At 64.0% G+C, this 26,422-nt stretch carries 24 protein-coding genes; 12 read left to right on the forward strand and 12 right to left on the reverse strand.

The features are described from left to right. Window positions 1-19: 19 nt before the first annotated feature. From HV823_RS11075 to HV823_RS11095, 5 genes are all read right to left on the reverse strand, one after another. Window positions 20-553, reverse strand: coding sequence for a hypothetical protein (locus HV823_RS11075; protein ID WP_176949787.1), 534 nt, complete (start codon window positions 551-553; stop codon window positions 20-22). 2 nt (window positions 554-555) lie between these two features. Next, the gene (locus HV823_RS11080; RefSeq protein WP_176949788.1) at window positions 556-1,284 is read right to left on the reverse strand and encodes a DUF2259 domain-containing protein; all 729 of its coding nucleotides are present in this window, start codon (window positions 1,282-1,284) and stop codon (window positions 556-558) included. Then, window positions 1,281-1,958 carry a ribulose-phosphate 3-epimerase gene (rpe, locus tag HV823_RS11085; protein WP_176949789.1) on the reverse strand — a complete coding sequence of 226 codons (678 nt, stop codon included), beginning with the start codon at window positions 1,956-1,958 and terminating at the stop codon, window positions 1,281-1,283. The genes HV823_RS11080 and rpe overlap by 4 nt, the downstream gene beginning before the upstream one ends. Before the next feature lie 82 nt (window positions 1,959-2,040). After that, window positions 2,041-3,048 (reverse strand): P1 family peptidase, encoded by a 1,008-nt coding sequence (locus tag HV823_RS11090; protein ID WP_176949790.1) that lies wholly within the window; start codon window positions 3,046-3,048, stop codon window positions 2,041-2,043. 1 nt (window position 3,049) lies between these two features. Beyond that, window positions 3,050-4,126: an ABC transporter substrate-binding protein gene (locus HV823_RS11095; protein WP_176949791.1), complete on the reverse strand. Its 1,077-nt coding sequence runs from the start codon at window positions 4,124-4,126 to the stop codon at window positions 3,050-3,052. 187 nt (window positions 4,127-4,313) lie between these two features. Here HV823_RS11095 and HV823_RS11100 point away from each other — a divergent pair, with 187 nt between their 5' ends. From HV823_RS11100 to HV823_RS11130, 7 genes are all read left to right on the forward strand, one after another. After that, on the forward strand, window positions 4,314-4,808 hold the full coding sequence (locus HV823_RS11100; RefSeq protein WP_343051851.1) for a flavin reductase: 495 nt from the start codon (window positions 4,314-4,316) through the stop codon (window positions 4,806-4,808). Between the two features lie 24 nt (window positions 4,809-4,832). After that, window positions 4,833-5,762, forward strand: a complete 930-nt coding sequence (locus HV823_RS11105) for an AAA family ATPase (protein ID WP_176949793.1) — start codon at window positions 4,833-4,835, stop codon at window positions 5,760-5,762. A gap of 2 nt (window positions 5,763-5,764) precedes the next feature. Further along, a complete protein-coding gene (locus HV823_RS11110) occupies window positions 5,765-7,015 on the forward strand; it encodes a vWA domain-containing protein (protein ID WP_176949794.1) in 1,251 nt (416 codons plus the stop codon). An 11-nt stretch (window positions 7,016-7,026) separates the two neighbouring features. Continuing rightward, window positions 7,027-7,356 carry an XdhC family protein gene (locus HV823_RS11115; protein WP_176949795.1) on the forward strand — a complete coding sequence of 110 codons (330 nt, stop codon included), beginning with the start codon at window positions 7,027-7,029 and terminating at the stop codon, window positions 7,354-7,356. Continuing rightward, window positions 7,356-8,057, forward strand: a complete 702-nt coding sequence (locus HV823_RS11120) for an XdhC family protein (protein ID WP_176949796.1) — start codon at window positions 7,356-7,358, stop codon at window positions 8,055-8,057. Before HV823_RS11115 ends, HV823_RS11120 begins: the two co-directional genes overlap by 1 nt. After that, window positions 8,054-9,685, forward strand: a complete 1,632-nt coding sequence (locus tag HV823_RS11125; protein ID WP_176949797.1) for an NTP transferase domain-containing protein — start codon at window positions 8,054-8,056, stop codon at window positions 9,683-9,685. The genes HV823_RS11120 and HV823_RS11125 overlap by 4 nt, the downstream gene beginning before the upstream one ends. A 129-nt stretch (window positions 9,686-9,814) precedes the next feature. Beyond that, entirely contained in the window at window positions 9,815-10,147 is a 333-nt protein-coding gene (locus tag HV823_RS11130) for a TfoX/Sxy family protein (RefSeq protein ID WP_176949798.1), read from the forward strand. 64 nt (window positions 10,148-10,211) lie between these two features. Here the strand turns inward: HV823_RS11130 and HV823_RS11135 are convergent, their stop codons facing one another. The 5 genes from HV823_RS11135 to bcp form a co-directional block, all read right to left on the reverse strand. Further along, window positions 10,212-10,637: an NUDIX domain-containing protein gene (locus tag HV823_RS11135; RefSeq protein WP_176949799.1), complete on the reverse strand. Its 426-nt coding sequence runs from the start codon at window positions 10,635-10,637 to the stop codon at window positions 10,212-10,214. 10 nt (window positions 10,638-10,647) lie between these two features. Next, window positions 10,648-12,168, reverse strand: a complete 1,521-nt coding sequence (locus tag HV823_RS11140; RefSeq protein ID WP_176949800.1) for a DEAD/DEAH box helicase — start codon at window positions 12,166-12,168, stop codon at window positions 10,648-10,650. Window positions 12,169-12,345: 177 nt separating this feature from the next. Further along, entirely contained in the window at window positions 12,346-13,653 is a 1,308-nt protein-coding gene (locus HV823_RS11145) for a M23 family metallopeptidase (protein ID WP_246301164.1), read from the reverse strand. Window positions 13,654-13,741: 88 nt separating this feature from the next. Continuing rightward, on the reverse strand, window positions 13,742-14,587 hold the full coding sequence (locus HV823_RS11150; RefSeq protein ID WP_176949801.1) for a ferritin-like domain-containing protein: 846 nt from the start codon (window positions 14,585-14,587) through the stop codon (window positions 13,742-13,744). Window positions 14,588-14,591: 4 nt separating this feature from the next. Further along, window positions 14,592-15,059, reverse strand: a complete 468-nt coding sequence (bcp, locus tag HV823_RS11155; protein WP_176949802.1) for a thioredoxin-dependent thiol peroxidase — start codon at window positions 15,057-15,059, stop codon at window positions 14,592-14,594. A gap of 149 nt (window positions 15,060-15,208) precedes the next feature. Between bcp and HV823_RS11160 the strand changes: the two genes are divergently transcribed. Further along, the gene (locus HV823_RS11160) at window positions 15,209-18,601 is read left to right on the forward strand and encodes a YhdP family protein (RefSeq protein ID WP_176949803.1); all 3,393 of its coding nucleotides are present in this window, start codon (window positions 15,209-15,211) and stop codon (window positions 18,599-18,601) included. Window positions 18,602-18,935: 334 nt separating this feature from the next. Here HV823_RS11160 and tyrS read toward each other — a convergent pair whose 3' ends face one another. Continuing rightward, entirely contained in the window at window positions 18,936-20,189 is a 1,254-nt protein-coding gene (tyrS, locus tag HV823_RS11165) for a tyrosine--tRNA ligase (protein WP_176949804.1), read from the reverse strand. A gap of 100 nt (window positions 20,190-20,289) precedes the next feature. Here tyrS and HV823_RS11170 point away from each other — a divergent pair, with 100 nt between their 5' ends. Beyond that, entirely contained in the window at window positions 20,290-21,447 is a 1,158-nt protein-coding gene (locus HV823_RS11170; RefSeq protein ID WP_176949805.1) for an anhydro-N-acetylmuramic acid kinase, read from the forward strand. A gap of 103 nt (window positions 21,448-21,550) precedes the next feature. Here the strand turns inward: HV823_RS11170 and HV823_RS11175 are convergent, their stop codons facing one another. Beyond that, entirely contained in the window at window positions 21,551-22,228 is a 678-nt protein-coding gene (locus tag HV823_RS11175; RefSeq protein WP_176949806.1) for an alpha/beta hydrolase, read from the reverse strand. Between the two features lie 219 nt (window positions 22,229-22,447). On the opposite strand from HV823_RS11175, the gene HV823_RS11180 reads away from it, so the two are divergent. The 3 genes from HV823_RS11180 (at window position 22,448) to sufC (ending at window position 26,411) form a co-directional block, all read left to right on the forward strand. Further along, window positions 22,448-23,617 (forward strand): cysteine desulfurase family protein, encoded by a 1,170-nt coding sequence (locus HV823_RS11180; protein WP_176949807.1) that lies wholly within the window; start codon window positions 22,448-22,450, stop codon window positions 23,615-23,617. Window positions 23,618-23,752: 135 nt separating this feature from the next. Next, window positions 23,753-25,222, forward strand: a complete 1,470-nt coding sequence (sufB, locus tag HV823_RS11185; RefSeq protein WP_176949808.1) for a Fe-S cluster assembly protein SufB — start codon at window positions 23,753-23,755, stop codon at window positions 25,220-25,222. A 433-nt stretch (window positions 25,223-25,655) separates the two neighbouring features. Continuing rightward, entirely contained in the window at window positions 25,656-26,411 is a 756-nt protein-coding gene (sufC, locus tag HV823_RS11190) for a Fe-S cluster assembly ATPase SufC (RefSeq protein ID WP_176949809.1), read from the forward strand. Window positions 26,412-26,422 lie beyond the last annotated feature (11 nt).

The raw sequence follows: 26,422 nt of genomic DNA on the forward strand, positions 1-26,422 counted from the left end.
CCAAGAATGGCCGAAAAGCTCAACGCATCGCTTTGGCCAGCCACAGGCTCGCGCCGGCAAGGATGGGCAGGCCAACCGGCAGATAAAGCCGCATACCGAGAACGGCGAACTGATAGGAGGCTGACACGGTCGTACCGAAAAGCTGCTTCACACCGATCCTCGAAAGGATCGGCTCGTGCCATTCCGAATAGAAGACGCGGTAGTCCATCGCAAAGAGCAGTGCGGTCACGCCAATCGTGCCGAGGGCCAGCAGCACGAAGCAGGCGGCAAACCTGGTTTCCACTGCCGCGTTTCTTGCGACGAGACCTGCTGCGAGCACAACGAACGGCCAGGCCAGTGCTCCGCCCAGAAAGAAAAGCGTCACCAGTTCCGCCAGATGGAGCGTCTCGAAACCGTTGCGGAAGTAGAGCGAGATCGACGCCGATAGTGCCATGAGGGCGCCCCATGCGAGCGCGCCCGCGACAAGGCGAGTGATGCGGGAGGGGAGCGATACCGAAAGCTTGCTTCCCTGGCCGGCATTCTGGAGGCGGAAGGGCCGGGGCTGCGCGTCCATGGTCAGGGCTTCAGGGGAACGGCGAGCCAGCGGCCGTCCAGCCCCTCGAAACCTAGCCGCAGCACCATCACGAGCGCCATGTGGATGGTCTGCGGCGCGCCGTCATAGGTTACGACACCGGCAATGCGGTAGCCGGTCGGGCAGCCGCGGCTCTGCGGCGTCCGGTCTTCCGAATAGACGGACTGATTGGCAGGCTTTCCGGATTTCTCGGTGAACTCGAGCTGGAAACCGGCGCCCTTCTCGATCAGGCCGCTGCAGATCTCCGGCACCGGCGCAGGCGTTTCGGTGAGCTTCAGAGTGTAGGGCTCGCCGACACGCGGCTCGGCGGGAAAGGCGTAGTATCGAAGCGTGTCGCCGACGGGGCCGACTTCGCTGTAGGGATTGAGGGCCACAAGCTGGCCGGGGTGCTCGTTCAGACTGTAATGCGCAACCGCGGGGCTGGCTTTTGCCGCAGCTTCTGCCCGGACACGGCGCAGGCCGGAATCGTTCTCAGGCGCCTGCACGCGGATCGGAGAACCCGGCAGATACTCGTCCTTGGCGGTGTCGATGAAGTAGATATTGGAGTAGGCGGAGCCGGAACCATCCTGGATCCCGAACTCCTCATAGGCGAAAATCCCGCCATCCGCGGAAAATCCGATCGGCCGAACCTGCGCGAAATCGCCTGCCCAAGCTGTCGCCGGCGCCAGCATCATGCAGGCGGCAATGGCGACAAATACTCCGGTTTTCCTCAATCGCGAGCCCTTTCCGCGTTCGCGCGCAGAGTGTCGATTGTTTTTCGATAGGCGTCAACATGGCCGCCACCGAAGATGGCCGAGCCGGCGACAAAGACGTTGGCGCCGGCTGCGGCGGGACGTGCGATTGTGTCGATGGTGATGCCACCGTCCACCTGAAGCTCGATCGGACGGTCGCCGATCATCTTGCGCACCCGGGCGATCTTCTCCTCCATCGCCGGGATGAACTTCTGCCCGCCGAAACCGGGGTTGACGGTCATGATCAGGATGAGGTCGAGCTTGTCCAGAAGATAATCCAGCACCGCTTCGGGGGTGGCGGGGTTGAGCGAGACGCCCGCCTTCTTGCCGAGGGCCTTGATGGCCTGGATGGATCGGTCGAGGTGGGGACCGGCCTCGGCATGGACGGTAATGCTGTCGCACCCCGCCTTGGCGAAGGCTTCGAGATAGGGATCGGCGGGCGCGATCATCAGGTGGCAGTCGAAGAAGGCGTCCGTATGCGGACGCAACGCCTTGATGACATCGGGTCCGAAGGAGATGTTCGGAACGAAATGCCCGTCCATGATGTCGAGGTGGATCCAGTCGGCGCCGGCTGCGACGACGTCGCGCACTTCCTGGCCCAGCTTGGCATAGTCGGCGGCGAGGATGGAGGGGGCGATCCGGATGGGCGGCGTCATGTTCTGCTCCAGGCGTCAAGGCGTGATGGGTCAGGCGTGCCAATAGCACCGGCGGCAGCGGCGGACAACGCCGGATCGCCGTTCACGGTGTCGCGTCCCGCCATGCCGGCACCAAATCGCCGGCAGAAGGCGTTGCCGCATGGACGCCGCGTGCGATGGCGCGCGCCATCGTCGAGGCCGCGGTGGCGCACAGCGGCACGAAATCCTCCAGCGTCATGGCCTTGCCGCTTCGGCCCGTAGCGATTGCGAAGACGAGGTCGCCGTCGAGCGGGGTGTGCGCCGGCCAGAGCGCGCGCGCAAAGCCGTCATGGGCGGAAACGGCCATCCGCTTCGCCTCGGCCTTGGTGAGGACGGCGTCCGTGGCGATCACGGCGATGGTGGTGTTGTGCAGCCCGGATGCCGGGGTGTTCAGTTTCGTCCGGATCTGCCGGGCATCGTCCGAAAGCGCGGCCGGGAGACCGAGGCCGCCAAATTCGCTGTCTTCCTCCAGTGGCGCCGCCCAGAAATGCTGACCGGTGCCGACAGTTGCCGAGCCGAGCGCATTGACGGCGACGAGGGCACCGACGCTGACGCCGTTTCCGAGCACGGTCGAGGCCGAGCCGAGGCCACCCTTGAATGTGGCAGTCGTGGCTCCCGCGCCGGCGCCCGCCGTTCCGATCGTGAAATCTTCGGCGGCAGCCAGCGTGGCCGCATAACCGAGTTCTCGATAGGGTGGATAGCGACCCCAGTCCTTGTCGCCGCCGTTCGTCAGGTCGAAGAGGATGGCTGCGGGGACGATCGGGATGCGGAACGCGCCGACGGCGAAGCCGCGCCCCTGTTCGCGCAGGGCCGCCTGCACGCCGGAGGCAGCATCCAGCCCGAAGGCGGAGCCGCCGGACAGGCAGATGGCATCGATCGTCTGCACGGTGTTGTGGACGTCGAGCAGATCCGTCTCGCGCGTTCCCGGCGCTCCACCCAGCACCTGTACCGCGGCGACGGAGGGCTGCTCGCAGACGATCACCGTGACGCCGGATTTCAGTTTTTCGTCCGTGGCGTTGCCGACGGTGAGGCCCTTCACGTCGGTGATCAGGTTGCGCGGACCGGGTCGCATCTCAGTTGCTCTCCATGACCGGCACGAAATGGCTGCCCTTCCATTCCATCAGAAGATAGGGGTTCGTCCGCAGCTCATGGTCGGCGCCGAAACCGATCGTGCCGAGCACTGTGGGGAAGGTCTCGCTGGAAAGCGTCTCCATCAGCGGCACACCCGATCTTTCGGACGCTGTGGTGGCTTCCATGAGCAGCGTGACGGCCGCATGCGCAGGCAGGACGTAGCCTTCCGCGGCGATGTCGTCCGCCTTCATCTCGTCTGCAAGGGCTGCGGCTGCCTGCGTGGCGCCGTCGAGCGGCAGGACAATGGCCTGCGCACCCTCCTGCAAGGGCACCGGTCCCTCAGCCGCCATCATCGCTTCGCCGCCAAGGAAGGTGAGGGGCAGCTTCTCGGCGCGCGAATCGCGCTGGATGATCGCCATGTCCCCCCGGTCGCCACCGACGAATATCCGGGTAGCGCCGGCCTTGGCCAGTCGGCGCACGAGTCCGATCTGCTGCTCCTGCGCGGGGCGATAGGTATCGACGAAGACCGGCTTCATGCCGTTTTCCTCGAGCTTGACGCGCACCGCCTCGACCAGTTCGCGGGCGTGGATCGTGCCGTCGTCGATCAGGGCGAAGGGTTCGGCGGCCCAATGCGCGGTAATGATGTCGGCTGCGGCCTCGGCTTCCATCCCGGGTGCGGGGGCCAGCCGGAACAGCGGCCAGCCCTTCTTCAGCGCGTCCTCCATCAGCACGCCCGAGCGGGCCGACAGCGTGAGCGCGGCCATGCCGGTTTCTGCCAGCGCGGGCAGGGCGGCCTGCAGGTCCTCAGTGCAAAGGAAACCGATCGCCGCCGTTGCCCCGGAAGCGCGAATGGTTGCCGCGATGCTCTCATCACCGTCCTCGGTGCATGCCTCGCCGATCTCTACCAGTTCTGCGCCGCCTGCCCGTGCGGCCAAGCGCGCGCCAGCGCGCACCTGGTCGCCGAGGATCGCAAGCGGTCCCTGGTCGGGCGCCACGACGGCGATCTTCGGGGCCGCGGCGGCGGCCTCGAAGGCGAGCGCCAGAATTGCGGCGGCGAGGGGTAGAAGGCGGCGTGGCATGAGCGGGTCCGGGCGATCTGGCTGCAACTTCTGAAGGAATGAAGCGCCCCGGGGGCCGCAGGGGCGCGCGAGGGGCATGACGCAATCCGATGCCGTGCAGGCAAAAGACATTGGAAAACGCCAGCTTCGGGCTTACATATTTTTTTATTCTTTCCATGTATCCCCTTTTGCAACAAGGGAGTTTGTTGTGTTGGACCGACTGTTGCTGGATCCGCCGCTCTACCGCGATGCCATGAGCCGCTATGCGGGGCACGTCCAGATCGTTACCACGGCATTCGAGGGCGAACGGCGCGGTGTGACGATTACCGCGGCCTGTTCGGTATCCGACAATCCGGCAATGGTGCTTGCCTGCCTGAACGTTTCCAATCCGCGCAATGAGATCTTCCGGCGCAGCGGCCATTTCGCGCTCAACGCGCTTGCCGCCGATCAGGTGGCGCTTGCCAACATCTTTTCCGGGCGCGACCCCTCCATTCCCGGCGACCGCTTCACCGAGGGGCAGTGGGGCGAACTCGTGACGGGCTCGCCGATCCTCAATGACGCGCTGGCGTCGTTCGACTGCCGCCTGACCGAGGTGAAGGTTATGGCGACCCACATGGTCCTGTTCGGCGAGGTTCTCGGCCTGACGCACGGGCCGCAAAAACCGGCCCTGATCTATATGGACCGCGACTACCGCTCGCTGTAACTTTGCCTCCAAAGTGGAGGAAGCATGGCAGCCCGTCAGAAGGGGAGCATTCCCCGATCGATCGAAGAGACACAGGAAATGCTCGCCGCCGGCAACTACCTGGCCGGGCGGTCGCTTTCGACCGTTCTGTTCCTGTCGCTGAAGATGCAGCGACCGCTGTTCCTCGAAGGAGAGGCCGGCGTCGGCAAAACGGAAATCGCCAAGGTTCTCGCCAAGGCGCTGGACCGGCCGCTAATCCGGCTGCAGTGCTATGAGGGACTGGATATCGCTTCGGCGGTATACGAGTGGAACTATCCTGCACAGATGCTGGAAATCCGGCTTGCCGAGGCCGCGGGCACCACCGACCGCGAGCGCATCGAAGCCGACATTTTCTCCGACCGCTACCTCATCCGCCGTCCTGTCCTGCAGGCGCTGTCGTCGCCGGACGGGCGCGCGCCTGTGTTCCTGATCGACGAACTCGACCGCACCGACGAGGCGTTCGAGGCTTTCTTGCTGGAGGTGCTTTCCGATTTCCAGGTGACGGTGCCGGAGTTGGGAACGATCCGGGCGGCGGAGCCGCCGATTGTCATCATCACGACGAACCGCACGCGAGAGGTGCACGACGCGCTCAAGCGGCGCTGCCTTTACCATTGGGTCGACTATCCGAAGGCGGAGCAGGAACTGGAGATCATCCGCCGCAAGGTGCCGGGCTGCAACGAGGCCCTGTCGCAGCAGATCGTCGCCTATGTCCAGAAGCTGCGCACGTTCGATCTGTTCAAGAATCCCGGTGTCGCGGAAACCATCGACTGGGCGACGGCTCTGACGGAGCTGGATCGCGCGGCACTCGACCCGGAGACGATTTCCGACACGCTCGGCACGCTTCTGAAATATCAAGACGACATAGCCCGGATCGAGGGGGGCGAAGGGCGCAAGCTTCTGGACGAGGTCAAGTCCGAAGTTCGCGCGACGGGCTGACCATGGATACGGGCGCCGCAGACGGGCTGGTCGTTCCGCCCATGCCTCCGGGCGACGGCAGGCTGGCCGACAACATCGTCCATTTCGCCCGCGCATTGCGCAAGGCCGGACTGCGCATCGGCCCGGCGGCGGTCGCAGACGCCATTGCGGCTGTCCAGGCGATCGGCATCGGCGATCGCGACGAGTTCCATACCGCGCTTCACTGCACGCTGGTTACCCGGCACGAGGACCAGGCGATCTTCGACGAGGCGTTCCGGCTGTTCTGGCGATCCCGTGATCTCGTGCAGAAGATGATCGCGATGATGTCGCCAGCCGTCCGCCGCGATGGCGGGACCGAAAAGAGGAAGGCGGGCGCCTCGCGCGTTGCCGACGCGTTGCTCGCCGCCCAGCGGGAGAGGGAGCGGCCGCGCGACGAGCCCGACGTGGAGGTCGATGCCCGCTTTACCGCATCCGGCCGCGAGCTCCTGCGGAAGACGGACTTTGCCCAGATGACGGCGGCGGAGCTGCGCGAGGCCAAACGTGCGATCGCAAATCTCAGCCTGCCGCTGGATGCGGTGCGCACGCGTCGTTACCGTCCGAGTACGGGGCGTGCGATGGTCGATCCCCGCGCGACGATGCGACGGGCGATGCGCACCGGCGGAACCCTGATCCTGCCCCGCTACCGCGAGCCGAAGCTGGTGCATCCGCCGCTGGTGGTGCTCGCCGATATTTCAGGCTCGATGAGCCAGTACACCCGCATCTTCCTGCACTTCCTGCATGCGATTGCCGAAAGGCGGCGGCGCGTGCATGCCTTCCTCTTCGGCACCCGCCTGACCAACGTTTCCCGGCAGATGCGCAACCGCGATCCCGACGAGGCGGTCGAGGATTGCACGCGCGCGGTGGAGGACTGGTCGGGAGGAACGCGGATCGGTGAGACGCTGAAGGATTTCAACCGGTTGTGGTCGCGGCGCGTGCTGGGACAGGGGGCGATCGTGCTTCTCATCACCGACGGCCTGGAGCGCGAGGGCATAGAAACGCTTGAGGCGGAGATCGACAGGCTGCACCGTTCCTGCCGGCGGCTGATCTGGCTCAATCCGCTGCTCCGCTTCGAAGGCTTCGAGGCGCGGGCGCGCGGCGTGCGCGCCATGCTGCCGCATGTTGACGAACTGCGGGCGGTACACAATCTTGACTCGATGGCAGAACTTGTAGCGGCTTTGTCAGGCGAGGGTGGCGCGAATGCCGATCCGCGCCGCTATCTTGCCGCGATGGAATGACGGAGTTCGCAATGGGCGACGGGTTCGAAACGCTTGATCCGCTGATGGTGGCGGAGAGATGGATGGACGAGGGGCGCGACGTCGCGATCGCGACCGTGATGGAAACCTGGGGCTCTGCCCCGCGCCCGACCGGCAGCCATCTGGTGATTGATGGCGAGGGCAATTTCCACGGTTCGGTGTCGGGAGGCTGCGTTGAAGGCGCGGTCATAACCGAAGCGCTCGACGCGATCGTCAGCGGCGAGCCGAAGATGCTGGAATTCGGTGTTGCCGACGAGACGGCCTGGCGGGTCGGCCTTTCCTGCGGCGGGCGCATCCGCGTCTATGTGGAGCCGCTCGGCTGATGGATCCGATTCTCCTGCGCAGGTTGAACGCCGAACGCCGTGCCCGACGGGCGGTCATCCACGTGACCGAACTCGAAGGCGGGCGCGACCGGATCGTACGCGAGGGCGACACCGTCGCAGGTCCGCTGGGTTCGGCGATCGATGCGGCGTTCCTGTCGGGAAAATCCGGCCTCGTCGAGGCGGAAGGTCGACATTTTTTCCTCAACGTCCATCTGCCGCCCGCTCGAATCGTCGTCATCGGCGCCGTGCACATCAGCCAGGCGCTGGCGGTCGTGGCGAAAGTCTCCGGCTATGACCTGTCCGTCATCGATCCACGCACGGCGTTTGCCACCGAGGAGCGCTTCGCCGGCGTCGACCTTGTCGCCGACTGGCCCGAGGATGTGCTGAAGGTTCGCCCGCTCGACCGCTACACGGCGCTAGTGGCGGTCACGCACGACCCGAAGATCGACGACTTTCCCTTGCGGCAGGCGCTGGAAAGCGGATGCTTCTACGTCGGCGCGCTGGGTAGTCGCAAGACGCATGCCAGGCGCATGGAGCGGCTGCTTGCTGCGGGCGTGCCGCAAGCAATGCTGGAGCGCATAAGCGCGCCGATCGGGCTCGATATCGGTGCGGCCAGCCCCGCAGAAATCGCCGTGGCGATCATGGCGGAGATCATCCAGGCGTTTCGCAGGCGCAACTTGCGCGCGGAGGAGAGGCCATGATTTTCGGCGACGTGCCCGCAGGCTACGCCGCCGGCGCAATTCTGGCGCACGGCATAAGAGCCGAAGCGGTCTCGTTGTCCAAAGGGCATCGCCTTTCCGAGGACGACTGTCGGCGTCTGGTCGGGGCCGGCGTCCAGACCGTCATCGCGGTGCGGCTGGAGCCGGGCGATCTCGATGAGGACGCGGCGGCGAGGCGCCTCGCCGAAGCCATCGGAACGGATCATATGCGGCTGAGCGCTGCTGCAACGGGTCGCGTCAATCTTCACGCCGCAGTCGACGGGCTGTTCCTGGTCGATCGTATGGCGATCGACCGCTTCAATCGGATCAATCCCGCCATCACGCTCGCGACACTGCCGGATCATGCGTCCGTCCGGCCAGGCGACATGGTGGCGACGATCAAGATCATTCCGCTGGCGGTGCCGCAAGATATCGTGGAGCGCGCCGCGGGCGTCCTGGCAGGCGCCGAGGCGTTGCTCGTCCGTCCCTTCCGTCCGCATCGCGTCGGGCTGGTGGCGACCGTCCTGCCGAACCTGAAGACGTCCGTGATGGACAAGACACGGCTGCTGCTGGAAAGCCGTCTTTCACCTTCCGGTAGCCGGCTAAGCGGTGAGGTGCGGGTGAGGCATGAGGCGGGCGCCCTTGCGGATGCTCTGGTCGAGGTGGCGCAGCGCGACGAACTTGTCATCGTCTTCGGCGCCTCGGCTGTTTCGGATCGCGACGACGTCATTCCGGCGGCAATCCGGCGGTCGGGCGGGCGTGTCGAGCACGTCGGCATGCCGGTCGATCCGGGCAATCTGCTGGTGCTCGGATATATCGGTGAAACGCCGGTGATCGGGGCACCGGGGTGCGCGCGCAGTCCGAAGGAGAACGGTTTCGACTGGGTGCTGGCACGCATCCTGGCTGGAGAGAAACCCGACCGGAACGTGCTGACGGGTATGGGCGTCGGCGGCCTCCTTGCCGAAATCCCGTCCCGGCCCCGGCCGCGCGAAGCCAGGGTAGGGAGCCGGCCGGTCGGAGAGCATGCCGGCCGGATCGCAATTCTCGTCCTTGCTGCGGGGCAGGCCCGGCGGATGGGCTCTTCGGGCAAGCACAAGCTGCTTGCGGAATTCGACGGCATGCCGCTCGTGCGCAGATCGGCCGATGCAGCCCTTGCGGCCGGTGCGGAGCGCGTGATCGTCGTGACCGGCCACCGTGCGCAGGAGGTGGAGGCTGCGATTTCCGGCCTGCCGGTCGGGATCGTCCGCAATGCGCTCTACGAAGACGGAATGTCGACTTCGCTCAATGCGGGGCTCGCAGCCGTGGAGGCGGAGTGCGGCGCCGTCCTGGTGCATCTGGCGGACATGCCGCGGGTCTCGTCTGAGGACCTGCGCCTGTTGCTGGCGGCCTTCCGAAAAGCCGGCGGAAACGTCATCGTCCGCGCCGTATCGGGCGGCATGCGTGGCAATCCGGTGATCCTGCCGCGTTCCACATTTGCGGCGATCCGAAACCTTTCCGGCGATGTCGGCGCCCGCCAGATCATCGAGACGTCCGGCCTTCCCGTCATCGACGTCGAGATCGGTCCGGCGGCGCATTTCGACGTGGACACGCCCGAAGCGGTGGCGGAGGCCGGCGGCGTGTTGCGCGACTGAGCGGAAGACATACGCTTTGATCTGGATTTTCGCCAAAAATATGCGCAGGTTCAAAGCCTTGCCCTTTGGAGCGATTGGGCGAGGGCGCGGTCCCACCGCGCAGCGAAGGAACGGGCGGAGGTGCTGGGCATGGATAACGATGCGATCGAGGAGATGTTCCAGTCGCTGGGGCCGGTCACGATCAAGCGTATGTTCGGCGGCAAGGGCATCTATGTCGGCGAACTGATCGTCGCCCTCGAGGTAGACGGCGAAGTGCTCCTGAAGGCCGACGAGGTGACGATTCCCGAATTCGAGCTCTCCGGCAGTCGCCAGTGGGTCTATTCGGGCAAGAAGACGGGCGCGCCGCTGAGGATGCCCTATTGGAGCATCCCGGAGGATGCCTTCGACGACCCGGACCTGATGGCGGAATGGGTGCGTCTGGCGCTCGATGCAGCACTGAGGGCCAATCCGGACAAGCGCTGACGTGCCGCCTGACGGGGGCTTTCGGTAGCGGGAAGCGAACTGTCTCGCACCCCGACACCGGGTATCAACCGCGGGCGTCTCGTTCCAGCAAGGCCGCAACTGCCGCTGCGGTAAAACGCGAAAGCGGACCTGGCAGCCGGTCGAGTGCGAACCAGCCGAATTCCGGCAACTTGTCCGGCTCCATCACCTTCGGCTCGCCGGAAAAATCGTCACAGAGATAGATGACGGAAAGCCAGTGCTGCCGGTCGGTGTGGATGATCTGTTCGGACAGGCAAAGAAAATCTATCCGACCGAAATCAAGCCCGGTTTCTTCCGCGGCCTCGCGGCGCGCGGCGTCGGCGGAATGCTCCATGTGGTCGACCTTGCCGCCGACGATGTTCCAATGCCCGGCTTCGGGCGGTCGGGTGCGGCGATAGAGCAGCAGCTTGCCATCGCGCACGATCGCAAGCCCGCAGCCTACGCCGGGGACGTCAATGCCTGGAACGGGCATGGGAAAACGATCAGGCTTTGCCGGCGATCAGCATGAAGGCGGGGATGTCGTCGCCGAAGCCGACCGGCGTCGGACCGTCGTCGTCGTCGCGACGATAACGGTTGCGACGGTCGCGGTTGTCGTCGTTGGCAGGACGCTGGTTGCGTACCGGTTGGCTCGGCCTGTTTTCGTTCCGGCGTTCTGCTTTCACGCTATCGCTCCCTTTGTCCGCCACGATGGCTTCCTTGCCATTGTCGTCGCGACGGTTGTCGCTTTTATGACTGTTTGTGCGTTCGCGATCACTGCGTTCGCGTTCGGCGCCCCGCTCACCCCGTTCGCTCCGGTCACGGTCGCCACGGTCACGGCCGCGGCCCCTGCGCGGCTTCTCGCGTTCGTCGCTCTCCATGGGGGCGGGAAGGGCAGAAAGGTCGCCGTCCAGCCATTCGACCTTCTGCTCGATCAGCTTCTCGATGGCCTCGGAGAACTTGGTGTCGCGTTTGGTCACGAGCGTGAAGGCGGCGCCCGAGCGGCCGGCGCGGCCGGTGCGGCCGATGCGGTGGACATAGTCCTCTGCGTGGATCGGCACGTCGAAATTGAAGACGTGGCTGACGGCGGGGATGTCGAGGCCGCGAGCGGCGACGTCCGAGGCGACGAGCAGCTTGATGTTGCCGTCCTTGAAATTCGCCAGCATCGTCATGCGCGAGCGCTGGTCCATGTCGCCATGCAGCGCGCCGACGGAGAAGCCGTGGCGGTCGAGCGACCGGAAGAGATCGGCCACGTCCTTCTTGCGGTTGCAGAAGATGATGGCGTTCGTCAGGTCTTCCTGGGCACGAATCAGATCGCGCAGCTTGGAGCGCTTCTCGTAGTCCTTGGCATGGGCTGCCACGAACCGCTGCGTCACCGTCTTGGCGGTCGAGGAGGGGCGGGCGACTTCGATGCGTTCCGGATTCTGCAGGAAACGGTCGGCGAGCTTCTGGATCTCCGGCGGCATGGTGGCCGAGAAGAACAGCGTCTGGCGCGTGAACGGGATCAGCTTGGCGATGCGCTCGATATCGGGAATGAAGCCCATGTCGAGCATGCGGTCTGCTTCATCGATGACGAGCACTTCGACGCCGGTCATCAGCAGCTTGCCGCGCTCGCAATGATCGAGCAGGCGGCCGGGGGTGCAGATCAGGACATCGGCGCCGCGCTCGAGCTTGCGATCCTGCTCATCGAAGGAAACGCCACCGATCAGGAGCGCGACATTGAGCTTGTGGTTCTTGCCGTACTTGTCGAAATTCTCTGCCACCTGGGCGGCCAGTTCGCGGGTCGGCTCCAGTATCAGCGTGCGCGGCATGCGAGCGCGGGCACGGCCCTTCTCCAGCAGCGTCAGCATCGGCAATACGAAGGAAGCGGTCTTGCCCGTACCCGTCTGTGCGATGCCGAGAATATCGCGGCGCTGCAGGGCAGGCGGGATTGCGCCGGCCTGGATCGGGGTGGGGATCGTATAGCCCGCGTCGGTGACTGCGGAAAGTACCTTTTGGCTCAAGCCAAGATCAGAAAAAGTGGTCAAAGGGAAATCTGTTTCCGTTCCGGTTCTGGCGAACGCTTGGGGTTTCAGCTTTTGTCGTGGCCGCTGGATGCAGCGCACATATGCTGAAAGCGCCGGAAAGTCAAGGAAACGCGCGGTTATTGCAGAATTGCAAGTAAAACTGGTGCGAAATGGGGTCGCCGCATCCCGTACGTCCTGTCAGTTCATGTAGTCCGAGAGCTTCATGCCGGCCGAGAGGAAGCGGGCCGGGTCGGTCGCGCGGCCGTCCCGGCGAACCTCGTAGTGAAGGTGCGGACCTGTCGAGCGGCCGGTCGTGCCCGACAGTCCGATCGCATCTCCGGTGTCGACCGTGTCACCGGCCTTGACGAGCGAGCGGGACAAATGCGCGTAGCGCGTCACGATGCCGTTTCCGTGGTCGATCTCGACGAGAATGCCGTAGCCGCCGCTGCGCCCCGCCGTCAGCACCGTTCCGGCGCCCGTGGCGTGGACTTGGCTGCCCGTCGGCAGGCGGAAGTCGATGCCGGCATGCAATGCCAGGCGGCCGACGAAGGGATCGGTGCGATTGCCGAAGCGGCTGGTGATCTGGCTGCCGGGCGAGGGGTTGGCGAAGGGCAGCCTGCGGGCCGTGTCGCGCATCTCGTCGAGGCGGTTGAGCGCCGTGTCGAGACCGCCGAGCGTTTGCTCGAAACTGTCGGTCGCCTCCGGCTCGACGAACGGGCCGCCGATGGCGTCGGCGGCTTCCGCGGACTTGTCGGCGACGTCGATGCCGGTACGGGTCAGGATGGATTCGATCGCGTCTGCGGTCTGTTCGGCGCCGGCCGTCAGCGCCTGGATGCGCGACAATTGCTGGCGTTCGATGTCCTTCAGCGAGAGCGTCACCCTGGAAAACATCCGATCGGCGCGGTCGGCGACTGATTCGCCCGTGCCGGCAGAGGGGGCGGCGTAGGCAAGGGCTGCTACAGAAGCCTGCTTCGCCCCCGCGTCGGTGCGTCCGAGCAGACGGTCGATGGCATTCTGACCTGCGGAGGCCTGCCGACCGTATGCCTGCGTCGCCTGCACGTCCGGCGCGGGTGCGGCTTCCAGCGCCGGGTCCGGGAGGCCGGCGTTGCCGGCGCGGTTCAGAAGCGTATCGAGCTTGCCGTTTCGTTCCGTCAGCGCCAGTTGCTGCCGGAAGAGCTTTTCAACCTTCTCCTCAACGACCTGCTGGTCGAGGAGTTGCCGGCTGGTGACCCGGTCGACCTGGGCGCGGAGGGAGGAAATGCGGTCCTCATAGTCGTGCTGCATCCGCGCCTGCCGCGCCATCGTCGCACCGATCAGCCCGTCGCGAAGGACCAGGTAGGAGGTTGCTGCGAGGTAGCCGACGGTGAACATGCCGGCGACGCAGAAGGCGATGGCCGTCATCCACGGGCGGACGGTCATGTGGCGAACACGATCGCCGCTCGCCAGAATGATCAGGTGCTGCTTTTCACGTTTACCGAAAACGCGATTTTCCGGACGATCCGCCAACACAACCCCCGACAACTTACGAGTCTGCCCCTCAATTGTCGGAAATTACACACTGTTAAGGTTAACAAAGGTTTGACGTACGGCGCCGCTAGCTCTGACTGACGGAAACGAGGCTGCGGTAGAAGGACGGCGTCAGGCCGGCTTCGGCGCGCGCCACGTCGTTGAACGGAGCCTTGAGCGAGCCGCGGAAGTTCACGCGCACCAGATCCCTGAACGTGGCGGAGGGGTCCTTCCTCTCCCTGGCGCAGAGGAAGCGGAACCATTTGGCGCCGACGGCGACGTGGCCCTTCTCGTCGTTGTAGATGACGTCGAGAATGTCGGCGCTTTCGATATCGCCCGTCTCGCGCATCTTTTCCTGCAGTACCGGCGTCACGTCGAGCCCGCGCGCCTCCAAGATCAGCGGAACGACGGCCAGCCGCGCGGTGAGATCGTTGCGCGTGCTGTGGGCCGCCTGCCACAGGCCGTCATGGGCGGGCAGGTCGCCGTAGTCGGCGCCCAGCGTGCGCAACCGGTCGCGGATCAACCGGAAGTGCTTGGCTTCTTCGAAGGCGACCTGCATCCAGCCGTCGAAAAAGGAATGCGGCACGCCTTCGGTCGTGAACCGGGCGACGATGTCGAGCGCCAGATCGATCGCGTTCAGCTCGATGTGCGCCAGTGCATGCAGCAGGGCGATCCGTCCCTTGAGCGTGTGTAGCGAGCGCTTCTTCATGTTCTTCGGAGGGACCAGTTCCGGCTTGTCCGGGCGACCGGGACGCTCAGGCAGGGGCGGGTCGAGCGGAGAGCGGATGGAAAGCGTGCGCGCAAACCATCGCCGCGCAGTTTCCTGCGCCAACTCGGTCTTGGTGTCGAGATCGGCGGAGAGGATCGCGAGCGTGGCGCCTCCGCGCAGGCTTACGATCTTTTTTATCTCTTTTATTTCAATTTCATGCGTCATTATTTTAAAGTTCTTTTACGGCATCCAGTACGGCCTCGGCGTGGCCGTCGACCTTTACCTTCGGCCAGATCTTCGCAATGCGGCCGTCCTTGTCGATGAGGAAGGTGGTGCGCTCCACGCCCATGTAGGTGCGGCCGTACATGCTCTTTTCCTTCCAGACGCCATAGGCTTCGAGTACCTGGTGGTCCTCGTCCGAAAGAAGCCTGACCTTCAGGTCGTGCTTGACCTTGAAGCGGTCGTGCTTCTTGACCGGATCGGGAGAAATGCCGAGAACTGCAGCGCCAAAGGCTTCGAACTGGTCCAGAAGCGCCGAGAAGGCGACGTTTTCCACCGTGCAGCCTTGCGTATCGTCCTTCGGGTAAAAAAACAGGACCACCGGTTTTCCCCGCAGGCCGGCGAGTTCCACCTGACCGCCGCCATCTGCCGGCAGCGTGAAATCGGGCGCCTGCTTGCCTTCCGACAATTCTGCCATGGTATTTCCTTTCTTTGGACAGGATTTTCCGCCATGCGGGACCGATCCCCGGTATATAGTCCCTGCGGGAATCGTCCAGCCACAATCAGTCGATCCGATTGCCGTGCCGACGATGCCCGCGCCGACATGAGGAACGGAACAACCGCGACATGAGCGAAATTCGCGGCAAGAAGGTGAAGTTTGGCCGGGGGGATATCGTTTCCCTGCATGACCTTCCGTCAGCCCGCGCGCATGAACCGATCGTCCTGCATTGCACCGACCGGCCCAGCCACCTGTCGGTGGTGACTCGTGTTTTCACGGTGTTCGGCGGCGTGGCGCTTCTTCTCATGATCCTCATCGTCGCCACCGTGGAGAGCGGACTGGTGGACGGTCCGCTGAACTCGCGGGCGCTCGCCGCGCTGAACCGGGCAGTCGGACCGAACCACGAGGTCTCCGTCGCCAAGACCGTGATGCGCTTTTCCGCCTTTGGACTTGCGCTGAAGGCGGAAAACGTCGCCTTCTCCCAGCGCAGCGACGGGGAGAATGTCGCCAATGCCGGCGCCGTCCTGATCGTCCTGGATCCGCTGGCGCTGATGACCGGCCGCGTTTCTCCGACCAGCCTCGATATCGACCGGGCGATGTTCAATCCGGCCCTTCTGCCCAAGGGCCCTCCGATCGACTTTTCCAAGATCAGGCTGGATTCGCTGCCTGGCTATCAGGACATGGCATTCGACCGGCTGGACCAGTTCAAGTCGATGATCATAGGCAGAGGGCTGTCTCGCGTGCGGGTCACCAATCTTTCCCTACCGGTCACGGGATCGGGGGGACGGCTGCGCACGCTCGATATCGAGCATCTCACCTTCAGCCGTTCCGAGGCCGACGAACTGTCGATCGACGGCAGTTTCGGGCTGGATGGAAAATCGGGTACCATCGCACTCGTTGCAGATGGCGAAGGGGACAGGGACCAGCTCCGCGGCAATGTCTCCGGCATTCCGCTCGGGCTGTTCACGCAGCATCGAAACGCCGAGGGAGAGCTTCGAACCGGCCTCGACGCTCAGGTGGACATTGCGCTTTCTGCTACCCGCGGTGCGACCAGCGTCAATCCGAAACTCGAGCTCGACGTTTCCAGCCAGGGGGGCGCGCTTTATTTCGGCGGCATCGCGACCAGCCTGAAACCGAGCAAGGTTTCGGCCTACTACGACTATGAGAGCCGCTCGGTCGAGATCCGGAATTCCGTGATCCATGTCGCGCGGTCCTCTTTTCCGGTGACGGGAGGATTGATCGATCTCGATCGCCTGCCGAATACCGCGCAGCCGGCGCAAGCCGGATATGCGCTCGATCTGCTCGTGCAGAATGCCGTAAGCGCGCCGGAGGATACGACCGAGGAGCCCGTTCGCTTCGATGCCAAGATCAGCGGGCGCATTTTGCCGGGAACGAACCAGGTCCTGTTTGATCAGCTAGGGGTGTCCAGCCCGCGGGGGCAGCTGGCCGGTTCGCTCGGCTTGACCTTCGGTGGGCAAAGCCCCGAAGTGAATTTCGCAATGGTCAGCGACAGGCTGGATGCGACGACGGTCAAGCAGCTCTGGCCGTATTGGCTCGGACGGCGCGCGCGCCAATGGGTGGTCGCCAACATCTACGGTGGCACGGTGACGAACGGGCGGATCGAGGTTTCGATGGCCGCCGACCGGCCGCCGCCGACCAACGGACGCATCGAACTCGGCCGGGGCGAGCTGATGATTTCGTTCGATATCGCCGACACGCGTCTCAATATCGCCGGCAATCTTCCGCCGCTCAGGGATGCCGCCGGCAATTTCGAGCTGAACGGCGAGCGTGTCGACATCGGGCTCAAGGCTGGCACCGCCTATATGGCATCCGGTCGATCGGTGTCGTTGTCCAGCGGAACGTTCACGCTGCCGAACACCTACAAGAAACCGCTGATGGCACAGATCGACCTGAACATCGCCGGTGCCGGCGACGCGATCGCGGAGCTCATCACCTACAAGCCGATCGACGTTCTGAAGCGGACGCCCTACGTGCCTTCGGACTTCACCGGCCCGGTGGAAGCCAACGTCAAGGCGACGTTTGGACTGGTGCGCGACCAGCAGCCGCCGCCGCCGGAATGGATCGCCGACATCGATCTGCAAGGCGTAGATGTCAAGAAGCCGATCGCCGGACGCACGATCACGCATGTCGATGGAAATCTCGTCGTGACGCCCGTCCGCGCCGACCTCAAGGCGAAGGCGCAGATCGACGGCGTGCCGCTCGACGTCGTTCTCCTCGAGCCCGTGAGTACGACGTCCGGGCTGAAGCGGGATCTTTCCGTTTCCGGCACGATATCGGATGCGGACCGCTCACGGCTTTTCCCCGGTCTGAACGACCTGCTGCAGGGGCCCGTCGACCTCGCCGTGACCCTCGGCGATGATGGCCATGAGAAGGTGGAGACGAATCTCGGCCGAAGCGTCGTATCGCTCCCCTGGATCGGCTGGACGAAAGGCGCCGGCGTGCCGGCGAAGGCGCAGTTCACGCTGGAGCGGCAGGACGGGACGACGCGGCTTTCCAATTTCGGCTTCTCCGGTGACGGTTTCTCCGTTTCCGGGGACGTGGCCATCAACGGCGGCGCGTTGAGCACTGCCCGTTTCGGTAAGGTTCGGCTGTCCGCGCAGGACGACTATGCGCTGGATGTCTCGCGGGTGAGGTCCGGCTATGTCGTGAAGGTCAATGGAAGCTCTGCGGACCTGCGGCCCGTGCTCGCCAAGCTGAAGGCCGACCCCACGGGGACCGACAGCGGTGCAAAGCCGGTGTCGGTAACGGTTCGCGCCGGGCTCGACCGTGTCATCGGCTTCAACGGCGAAACGCTCGGCAATGTCCAGCTCACCTATGGGACGAACGGAAGACGGACATCCGCGCTCGATCTGAAGGCGGTGACGGGCAGCGGGCAGGCACTCGTTGCGAAGCTTTCCAACGCGCAGGGCACGGACACGCTGGAACTGACGACGGGGGATGCGGGGGCGTTGGCCCGCCTGGCCAATCTCTACCGCCACATGGAAGGCGGGCTTTTGAACATGCGGCTCAAGGCCGGAGCCGACGGCGGCTGGCGCGGGCCGCTCGACATCCGCAAGTTCACCCTGTCGGGTGAGGAAAAGCTGCGCTCGATCGTGACGACGCCCGCCGGTGGGCGCAGCCTCAATCAGGCGGTGCGAAGCGAGATCGACACCAGCTCGATGCGGTTCGAGCGCGGCTTCGCCTTCGTCTCTTCTAAGGATGGCACGCTGAGGGTCGAAAACGGCGTCGTGCGCGGCGACACCGTCGGTGCGACGTTTCAGGGCATGGTGCGCGATGCCAATGACAACATGGAGCTGACCGGCACCTTCATGCCGGCCTACGGACTCAACCGGCTCTTCGCCGAACTGCCGCTGATCGGCTTCATCCTCGGCAACGGCAGCGACCGAGGGCTGATCGGCATCACCTTCAAGCTCACCGGCCCGTTCGACCAGCCGCGGCTGATGATCAACCCGCTGTCGGTCATCGCGCCGGGCGTGTTCCGGAACATCTTCGAGTTCTGAGGGCGGGGCGTCGTTCCACTTGTAAAAGCAAGAGGCATTTAAGGCCCTGCTTCTTCACGACATGTTGGCCATTCAGTTCGAGCCGGCGCGGCCGGCCACAAGTTTCAGGATGTATTTTGACCTCTGGCCGTCCCAACCACATAGCCTGCAGCGACCGCCTTCAAAACTGTGATAGCAGTTGTCATAGCCATAGAGGTGATGGGAGCACTCGGGGCACAGGGACAGCATCGTGGAGGTCGATGCGATGTACTCGCTTCGACACTCGTCGCACCGTCTCCACTCTTGTGCTCTGTCATCTGTGGACAACAACTCCTCCGATGGTGCTTCGGCCGCCTCAGGCCGGCCGCACCAGAATGTGCTTCTTCTTGCCCAGCGACAGCTTGATGACGCCGTCGGCGGTGACTTCGCCGCTGCCGATGGACATGCGTTCGTCACTGACGGCCTTGTCGTTGATGCGGACTGCGCCGCCCTGGACATGGCGGCGTGCCTCGCCGTTGGAAGCGGCGAGGCCGGCGCGCACGATCAGTGCGAGCAGGCCGAGACCGCTTTCAAGCTCGCCCTTCGCCACCTCGATCGACGGCAGGTTTTCGGCCAGCGCGCCTTCCTCGAAGGTCTTGCGGGCAGTCTCCGCCGCCTGCTCGGCATTCTCGCGCCCATGCAGCATGGCGGTGATCTCGGTGGCGAGGATCTTCTTCACCTCGTTGATCTCCGAGCCGCCGAGCGCCGACAGGCGCGCGATCTCGTCCATGGGCAGCGTCGTGTAGAGCTTCAGGAAGCGCGTGACGTCGGCGTCCTCGGTGTTGCGCCAGTACTGCCAGAAGTCATAGGCCGACAGCATCTCCGGGTTCAGCCAGACGGCGCCGGAGAGCGACTTGCCCATCTTGGCGCCCGAGGCGGTGGTGAGAAGCGGCGAAGTCAGCGCATAGAGCTGCGGCGTGCCCATGCGGTGGCCGAGATCGATGCCGTTGACGATGTTGCCCCACTGGTCGGAGCCGCCCATCTGCAGGCGCGTATCGTAGCGCTTGTTCAGTTCGACGAAGTCGTAGGCCTGCAGGATCATGTAGTTGAATTCGAGGAAGGACAGCGACTGCTCGCGGTCGAGGCGCATCTTGACGCTGTCGAAGGACAGCATGCGGTTGACCGAGAAGTGGCGGCCGACGTCGCGCAGGAATTCCAGGTAGTTGATGCTGAGCAACCAGTCGGCATTGTTGATCATCAGCGCGTCCTTCGGGCCTTCCCCGTAGGTCAGGTAGTTGGAGAAGACCTTCTTGATCCCGGCGATGTTGCCGGCGATCGTATCCGGCGTCATCAGCTGGCGCGCCTCGTCCTTGAAGGAGGGATCGCCGACCATGCCGGTGCCGCCGCCCATCAGCGAGATCGCGCGATGGCCGGTCTGCTGCAGCCAGTGCAGCATCATGATCTGGATCAGGCCGCCGGCATGCAGGCTGGGCGCGGTCGGGTCGAAGCCGATATAGGCCGTCACGGTTTCCTTGCAGAGCAGGTCGTCGAGGCCGGTCTCATCCGAAATCTGGTGGATGAAGCCGCGCTCGCTGAGCGTGCGAAGGAAGTCTGACTTGAAACCCGACATTGGTCTTCTCTCTTGTAGGGGAGCTCATGTGAACGAATGGCGCGGCATCTAGCACTGTTTTTGCGCATAATCACTCCAAAAGTGATTCCGGGATTTCGGCATGGAAAAGATACGGACGGCGATCGGGCTCATGAGCGGCACCAGCATGGACGGCATCGACGTCGCGCTTTTGCGGACGGACGGCGCCGACGTGGTCGAGCGCGGGCCGGCAAAGGGGTTTGCCTACGATGCGGCCTTCCGCAGAAGCCTGCAGGCTGCGTTGGAGACGGCGAAGGCAATTGCCCGGCGCGACGAGCGGCCGGGCGATCTCGCCGCACTCGAACGGGAGCTGACGCTTCGCCACGCGGAGGTTGTCGCGGCCTTCCTTTCGGAGAACGGTCTGGCGGCGAGGGATATCGATGTCGTCGGTTTTCACGGCCAGACCGTGCTGCACCGGCCGGAGCGGGCACTGACGGTGCAGATCGGCGACGGGGAGCTGCTTTCGCGGAAAACCGGCATCGACGTCGTCTACGACATGCGGGCGAATGACATGGCGCATGGTGGGCAGGGGGCGCCGCTCATTCCCGTCTATCATGCGGCTCTGGCCCGCAACCTGCCGGCCAATTGCGCTTTTCCAGTGGTGTTCGTAAATATCGGGGGAATTTCCAACCTCACCTATGTCGGGGCGGACGGCGAGATCGCCGCCTTCGACAGCGGGCCGGGCAATACGCTGATCGACCAGTGGGTGGAGGCGCAGGCCGGCATCCCCTTCGACCAGGGCGGGATGATCGCGAGCGAGGGGCGGGTGCTCGCCAGCCTCTCCGCACGCTATCTCGACCATCCCTTTTTCACCGGCCGCGAACGCCGCTCGCTCGACCGCAACGATTTCTTGCCACCCACCGGCGCGGACGCTTCGCTGGAGGACGGCGCGCGGACGCTGGCGCACGTCACGGCCGCTGCGATCCTGAAGTCGGCGGGCCACCTGCCGCAAATGCCGAAGACCTACGTGGTCTGCGGAGGGGGACGGCTGAACCGGATCATCATGAGTGATCTGGCCGAATTGGCGGCTGCACGGGATGCTCGGGTGATCCCGGCCGAGGCGGTCGGCCTCGACGGGGACAGCATGGAAGCCGAAGCCTGGGCCTACCTCGCGGTCCGGTCGCTGGACGGGTCGCCGCTGACCTTTCCCACGACGACGGGGGTGAAGGCGGCGATCACGGGCGGGCTCGTGACGAGGTCCAATCGGGACGTCATCCTCGGGCTTGTCCCGAGAATCTGATCACCGCCGAGCACGCTTGCGGTGTTTTCAATCTGTCGTAAGCGCACCGGATCCTCGGGACAATCCCGAGGATGACGTCGGTGGGACTTGGAACGGACGGGACCTACCTAATCCGCTTGGCTGCCGGTTCCGGCGTCAGTTCGCCGGCGAGGCGGCGGTCGAGGTAGTCCTCGCATTCGGCCATGAGTGTTTCCACATGGCCGTTGAAGAAGTGGTTGGCACCGGGAATGGTCTTGTGGGTTATCAGGATGCCCTTCTGCGCCTTCAACTTCTCGACCAGGCCGTTGACGTCCTTTTCCGGCGCGACCTTGTCGGCATCGCCGTTGATGATCAGGCCGGAGGACGGGCAGGGGGCGAGGAAGGAGAAGTCGTAGATGTTCGGCTGCGGGGCGATCGACATGAAGCCTTCGATCTCCGGCCGGCGCATCAGGAGCTGCATGCCGATCCAGGCGCCGAAGGAATAGCCAGCGACCCAGCAGCTCTTCGAATCCGGATGCAGGCTCTGCACCCAGTCGAGCGCCGATGCCGCATCGGAAAGCTCGCCCGCGCCATGATCGAACTCGCCCTGGCTGCGGCCGATGCCGCGGAAGTTGAAGCGCAGCGTGGTGAAGCCGCGCTTCTGGAACATGTAGAAAAGCTGGTAGACGATCTGGTTGTTCATCGTGCCGCCGAACTGCGGGTGCGGGTGCAGGATGATCGCAATCGGGGCGTTCTTCTGCTTTGAAGGCTGGTAGCGGCCTTCGAGGCGACCGGCGGGTCCGTTGAAGATGATTTCGGGCATTCGTACTCCGACGTGTTTTGTGGATCAAAAACCGTTTCGACCGCGCTGGAAGTCTTGACGAAACCAGTCAGCTTTTCTAGAAACTAGTTTAGAACCATTCGAAACTTTGCTACGCTGTGCGCGTATCGAGGTTCGTCTCTTACGGCAAGCCCGGCGGAAATTACAAGAAAAATGCTCGCCGCGCTGCCACAGGAGCACCATCGGAGCTGATTTGCGATCATGTCTGGACGAAAGAGGACATATCTGGACTGGAACGCGACCGCGCCACTCTCGGCGCAGGCGCGCGAGGCCGTCCTGTCCGCGCTCGACCTGCCGGGCAATCCCTCTTCGGTCCACGGCGAGGGGCGGGCGGTGCGCGCGGTGATCGACGGCGCACGCCGTGACGTGGCGGCGCTGGTCGGCGCAGAACCCGCGCATGTGATCTTCACCAGCGGCGCGACCGAGGCTGCCAACATGGTGCTGACCCCCGATTTCCGCATGGGACGGACGGCTCTTTCGGTCGGCAGGCTCTATGTATCGGCAATCGAACATTCCGCCGTGCGCGAGGGCGGGCGTTTCGATCGAGAAAACGTCACGGAAATTCCCGTCACGCCGGCCGGTATCGTCGATCTGGACGCTCTCAGGGCTCTGCTCGAGGCCCATGATGCGGCCGCGGGACTGCCGATGGTTGCCATCATGCTGGCCAACAACGAAACCGGCATTGTGCAACCGGTGCGGCAGGCTGCGGAGATCGTCCACAAGACCGGCGGCATATTCGTGGTCGACGCGGTGCAGGCCGCCGGTCGGTTGCCGCTGTCGATCGTCGAACTCGATGCGGACTTCATGATCGTCTCGGCGCACAAGCTCGCCGGGCCGAAGGGTGCCGGTGCGCTCGTCTCGCGCGGCGAGGTGCTGATGCCGAAAATGCTCATCCATGGCGGCGGCCAGGAAAAGGGCCACCGCTCCGGCACCGAAAATGCTGCCGCCATCGCCGGTTTCGCCGCAGCTGCGCGCGAGGCAGGGAGCAGGCTGGAGGATCGCACGACAGCGATTTCACGCCTGCGCGACGGGATGGAAGCGCGAATGACCGAGCTGGCCGGCGATGTGATCATCCATGGCCGCGACGTTTCGCGCCTGTGCAACACGACCTTTTTCAGTCTACCCGGACTGAAGTCCGAGACCGGGCAGATCGCCTTCGATCTCGAAGGGATTGCGATTTCGGCGGGTTCGGCCTGCTCTTCGGGCAAGGTGGGCGCCAGCCATGTGCTGACGGCGATGGGCTTCGATGCCGGGCTCGGCGCGCTGCGCGTCTCACTGGGGTCGACGACGAGCGAGGCGGATGTCGAGTGCTTTCTCGAAGCGTTCGGCAGGATTGCCGGCCGGCGGCGGCAAGGTGTCGCTGCGGCGTGACGAAAGTTGCAAAAGCGCAAGTTTTTGCTTGCCAAAAGGTGTGAAAAGCCCCTTCTGGCGACTACATAACCGGCGGAAACCCGCCAAACGTTGACAAGCTTCCGGACCTTGGATCCGGAAAGATTGGAGAACGAGATGCCTGCGGTGCAGGAAACGATCGATCAGGTCCGTCAGATCGACGTAGACCAGTACAAATACGGATTCGAGACGACGATCGAAATGGAAAAGGCGCCGAAGGGCCTTTCCGAAGAGATCATCCGCTTCATTTCGGCCAAGAAGAGCGAGCCCGAGTGGATGCTCGAATGGCGCCTGGAAGCCTATCGCCGCTGGCTGACGCTGGAGGAGCCCACCTGGGCGCGCGTCGACTATCCGAAGATCGACTTCAACGACCTCTACTACTACGCCGCGCCGAAGAACCAGAGCGGCCCGAAGTCGATCGACGAAGTCGATCCCGAAATTCTCAAGACCTACGAGAAGCTCGGTATTCCGCTGCGCGAACAGGAGATCCTTGCCGGGGTGCAGACCTCCAAGATCGCCGTCGACGCCGTGTTCGATTCGGTCTCGGTCGTCACCACCTTCAAGGAGGAGCTGAAGAAGGCCGGCGTGATCTTCATGTCGATCTCGGAAGCGATCCGCGAGTATCCTGAGCTGGTAAAGAAGTATCTCGGTTCCGTCGTGCCGACGACCGACAACTTCTATGCGACGCTGAATTCGGCAGTCTTCACCGACGGTTCGTTCGTCTTCGTGCCCAAGGGCGTTCGCTGCCCGATGGAGCTTTCGACCTACTTCCGCATCAACGAGAAGAACACCGGCCAGTTCGAGCGCACGCTGATCATCGCCGAGGAAGGGGCCTACGTCTCCTACCTCGAGGGCTGCACCGCGCCGCAGCGCGATGAGAACCAGCTGCATGCGGCCGTGGTCGAGCTCGTGGCGATGGACGATGCCGAGATCAAGTATTCCACCGTCCAGAACTGGTATCCGGGCGACAAGGAAGGCAAGGGCGGCATCTACAACTTCGTTACCAAGCGTGGCGATTGCCGCGGCAAGAACTCCAAGATCTCCTGGACGCAGGTCGAGACCGGCTCGGCGATCACGTGGAAGTATCCGTCCTGCATCCTGCGCGGCGACGGTTCGCGCGGCGAGTTCTACTCGATCGCGGTTTCGAACGGCCACCAGCAGATCGACTCTGGCACGAAGATGATCCATCTCGGCAAGAACACGTCGAGCCGCATCATCTCCAAGGGTATTGCTGCCGGCGTGTCGCAGAACACCTATCGCGGCCAGGTTTCGACCCACCGCAAGGCGGAGAACGCGCGCAACTTCACCCAGTGCGATTCGCTTCTGATCGGCGATCGCTGCGGCGCGCACACCGTGCCCTATATCGAGGCGAAGAATTCGTCGGCCCAGTTCGAGCACGAGGCGACGACGTCGAAGATCTCCGAGGACCAGCTGTTCTACTGCCTGCAGCGCGGCATCCCCGAAGAGGCGGCGATCGCGCTGATCGTCAACGGCTTCGTCAAGGAAGTGATCCAGGAACTGCCGATGGAATTCGCCGTCGAGGCGCAGAAGCTGATCAGCATCTCGCTGGAAGGCAGCGTGGGGTGATGGTGTCCGCTGCGACTGTGACGCTTTTCCGGCCGGTTGGTCTGGAAGAGCTCGAACTGATTAAGGCAAGCGGCTGGAAGGAATTTCCGCCGCGCCTGCCTGATCAGCCGATTTTCTACCCGGTTACGAACGAAGGTTATGCGGCCCAGATCGCTCGGGACTGGAATACAAAGACGGGATCGCGGCACGGCTATGTGACGCGCTTCGAGGTGAGGGCAGAATATGTGTCCCCGTTTCGAACGCAAAGTCGTTGGCGGGCGCGAACATGAGGAACTCTGGGTGCCAGCGGAAGAACTAGAAGAGTTTAACCGAAACATCGACGGGGCGATCGTCGTCACTCAAGAATTCCTACCCACAGAATGAACGATTTGAAGGCCGACATTCCTATCCGATTTCTTCACGCGGATATCCCGGCCGAGCTAGGAACAAGAAGATGCTTGAAATCAAGAACCTGCACGCACGCATCGCCGAGGACGGCACCGAGATCATCCGCGGCTTGAACCTGACCGTCAAGGACGGTGAAGTCGCCGCGATCATGGGGCCGAACGGCTCGGGCAAGTCGACGCTTTCCTACATCCTCGCCGGGCGCGAGGACTACGAGGTGACCGAGGGCGATATCCTCTACAATGGCGAGAGCATCCTTGAGCTCGATCCGTCCGAGCGCGCCGCCAAGGGCATCTTCCTGGCCTTCCAGTACCCGGTCGAGATCCCGGGCGTGGCCACCATGCAGTTCCTCAAGGTTGGGATGAACGAGCAGCGCAAGGCACGCGGCGAGGACGAGCTGACGACGCCGGACTTCATGCGCCGCGTCAAGGAAGCCGCCGCCGAACTGCAGATCTCGCCGGAAATGCTGCGCCGTCCACTCAACGTCGGCTTTTCCGGCGGCGAGAAGAAGCGCGCTGAGATCCTGCAGATGGCGCTGCTCGAGCCGAAGCTCTGCGTGCTGGACGAAACGGACTCCGGCCTTGACATCGACGCCCTGAAGATCGTTGCCGACGGGGTCAACGCGCTGCGTGCGCCCGATCGTTCCGTCATCGTCATCACCCACTACCAGCGCCTGCTCGACTACATCGTGCCGGATACGGTGCACGTGCTCTACAAGGGCCAGGTGATCAAGTCGGGCGACAAGACGCTGGCGCATGAACTCGAAGCCAATGGCTATGCCGATATCATCGGGGCAGCCGCCTGAGCCGGGAAGGA

It is taken from the genome of Mycoplana rhizolycopersici (genome assembly GCF_013378445.1).
GTDB classification, from domain to species: Bacteria; Pseudomonadota; Alphaproteobacteria; order Rhizobiales; family Rhizobiaceae; genus Mycoplana; species Mycoplana rhizolycopersici.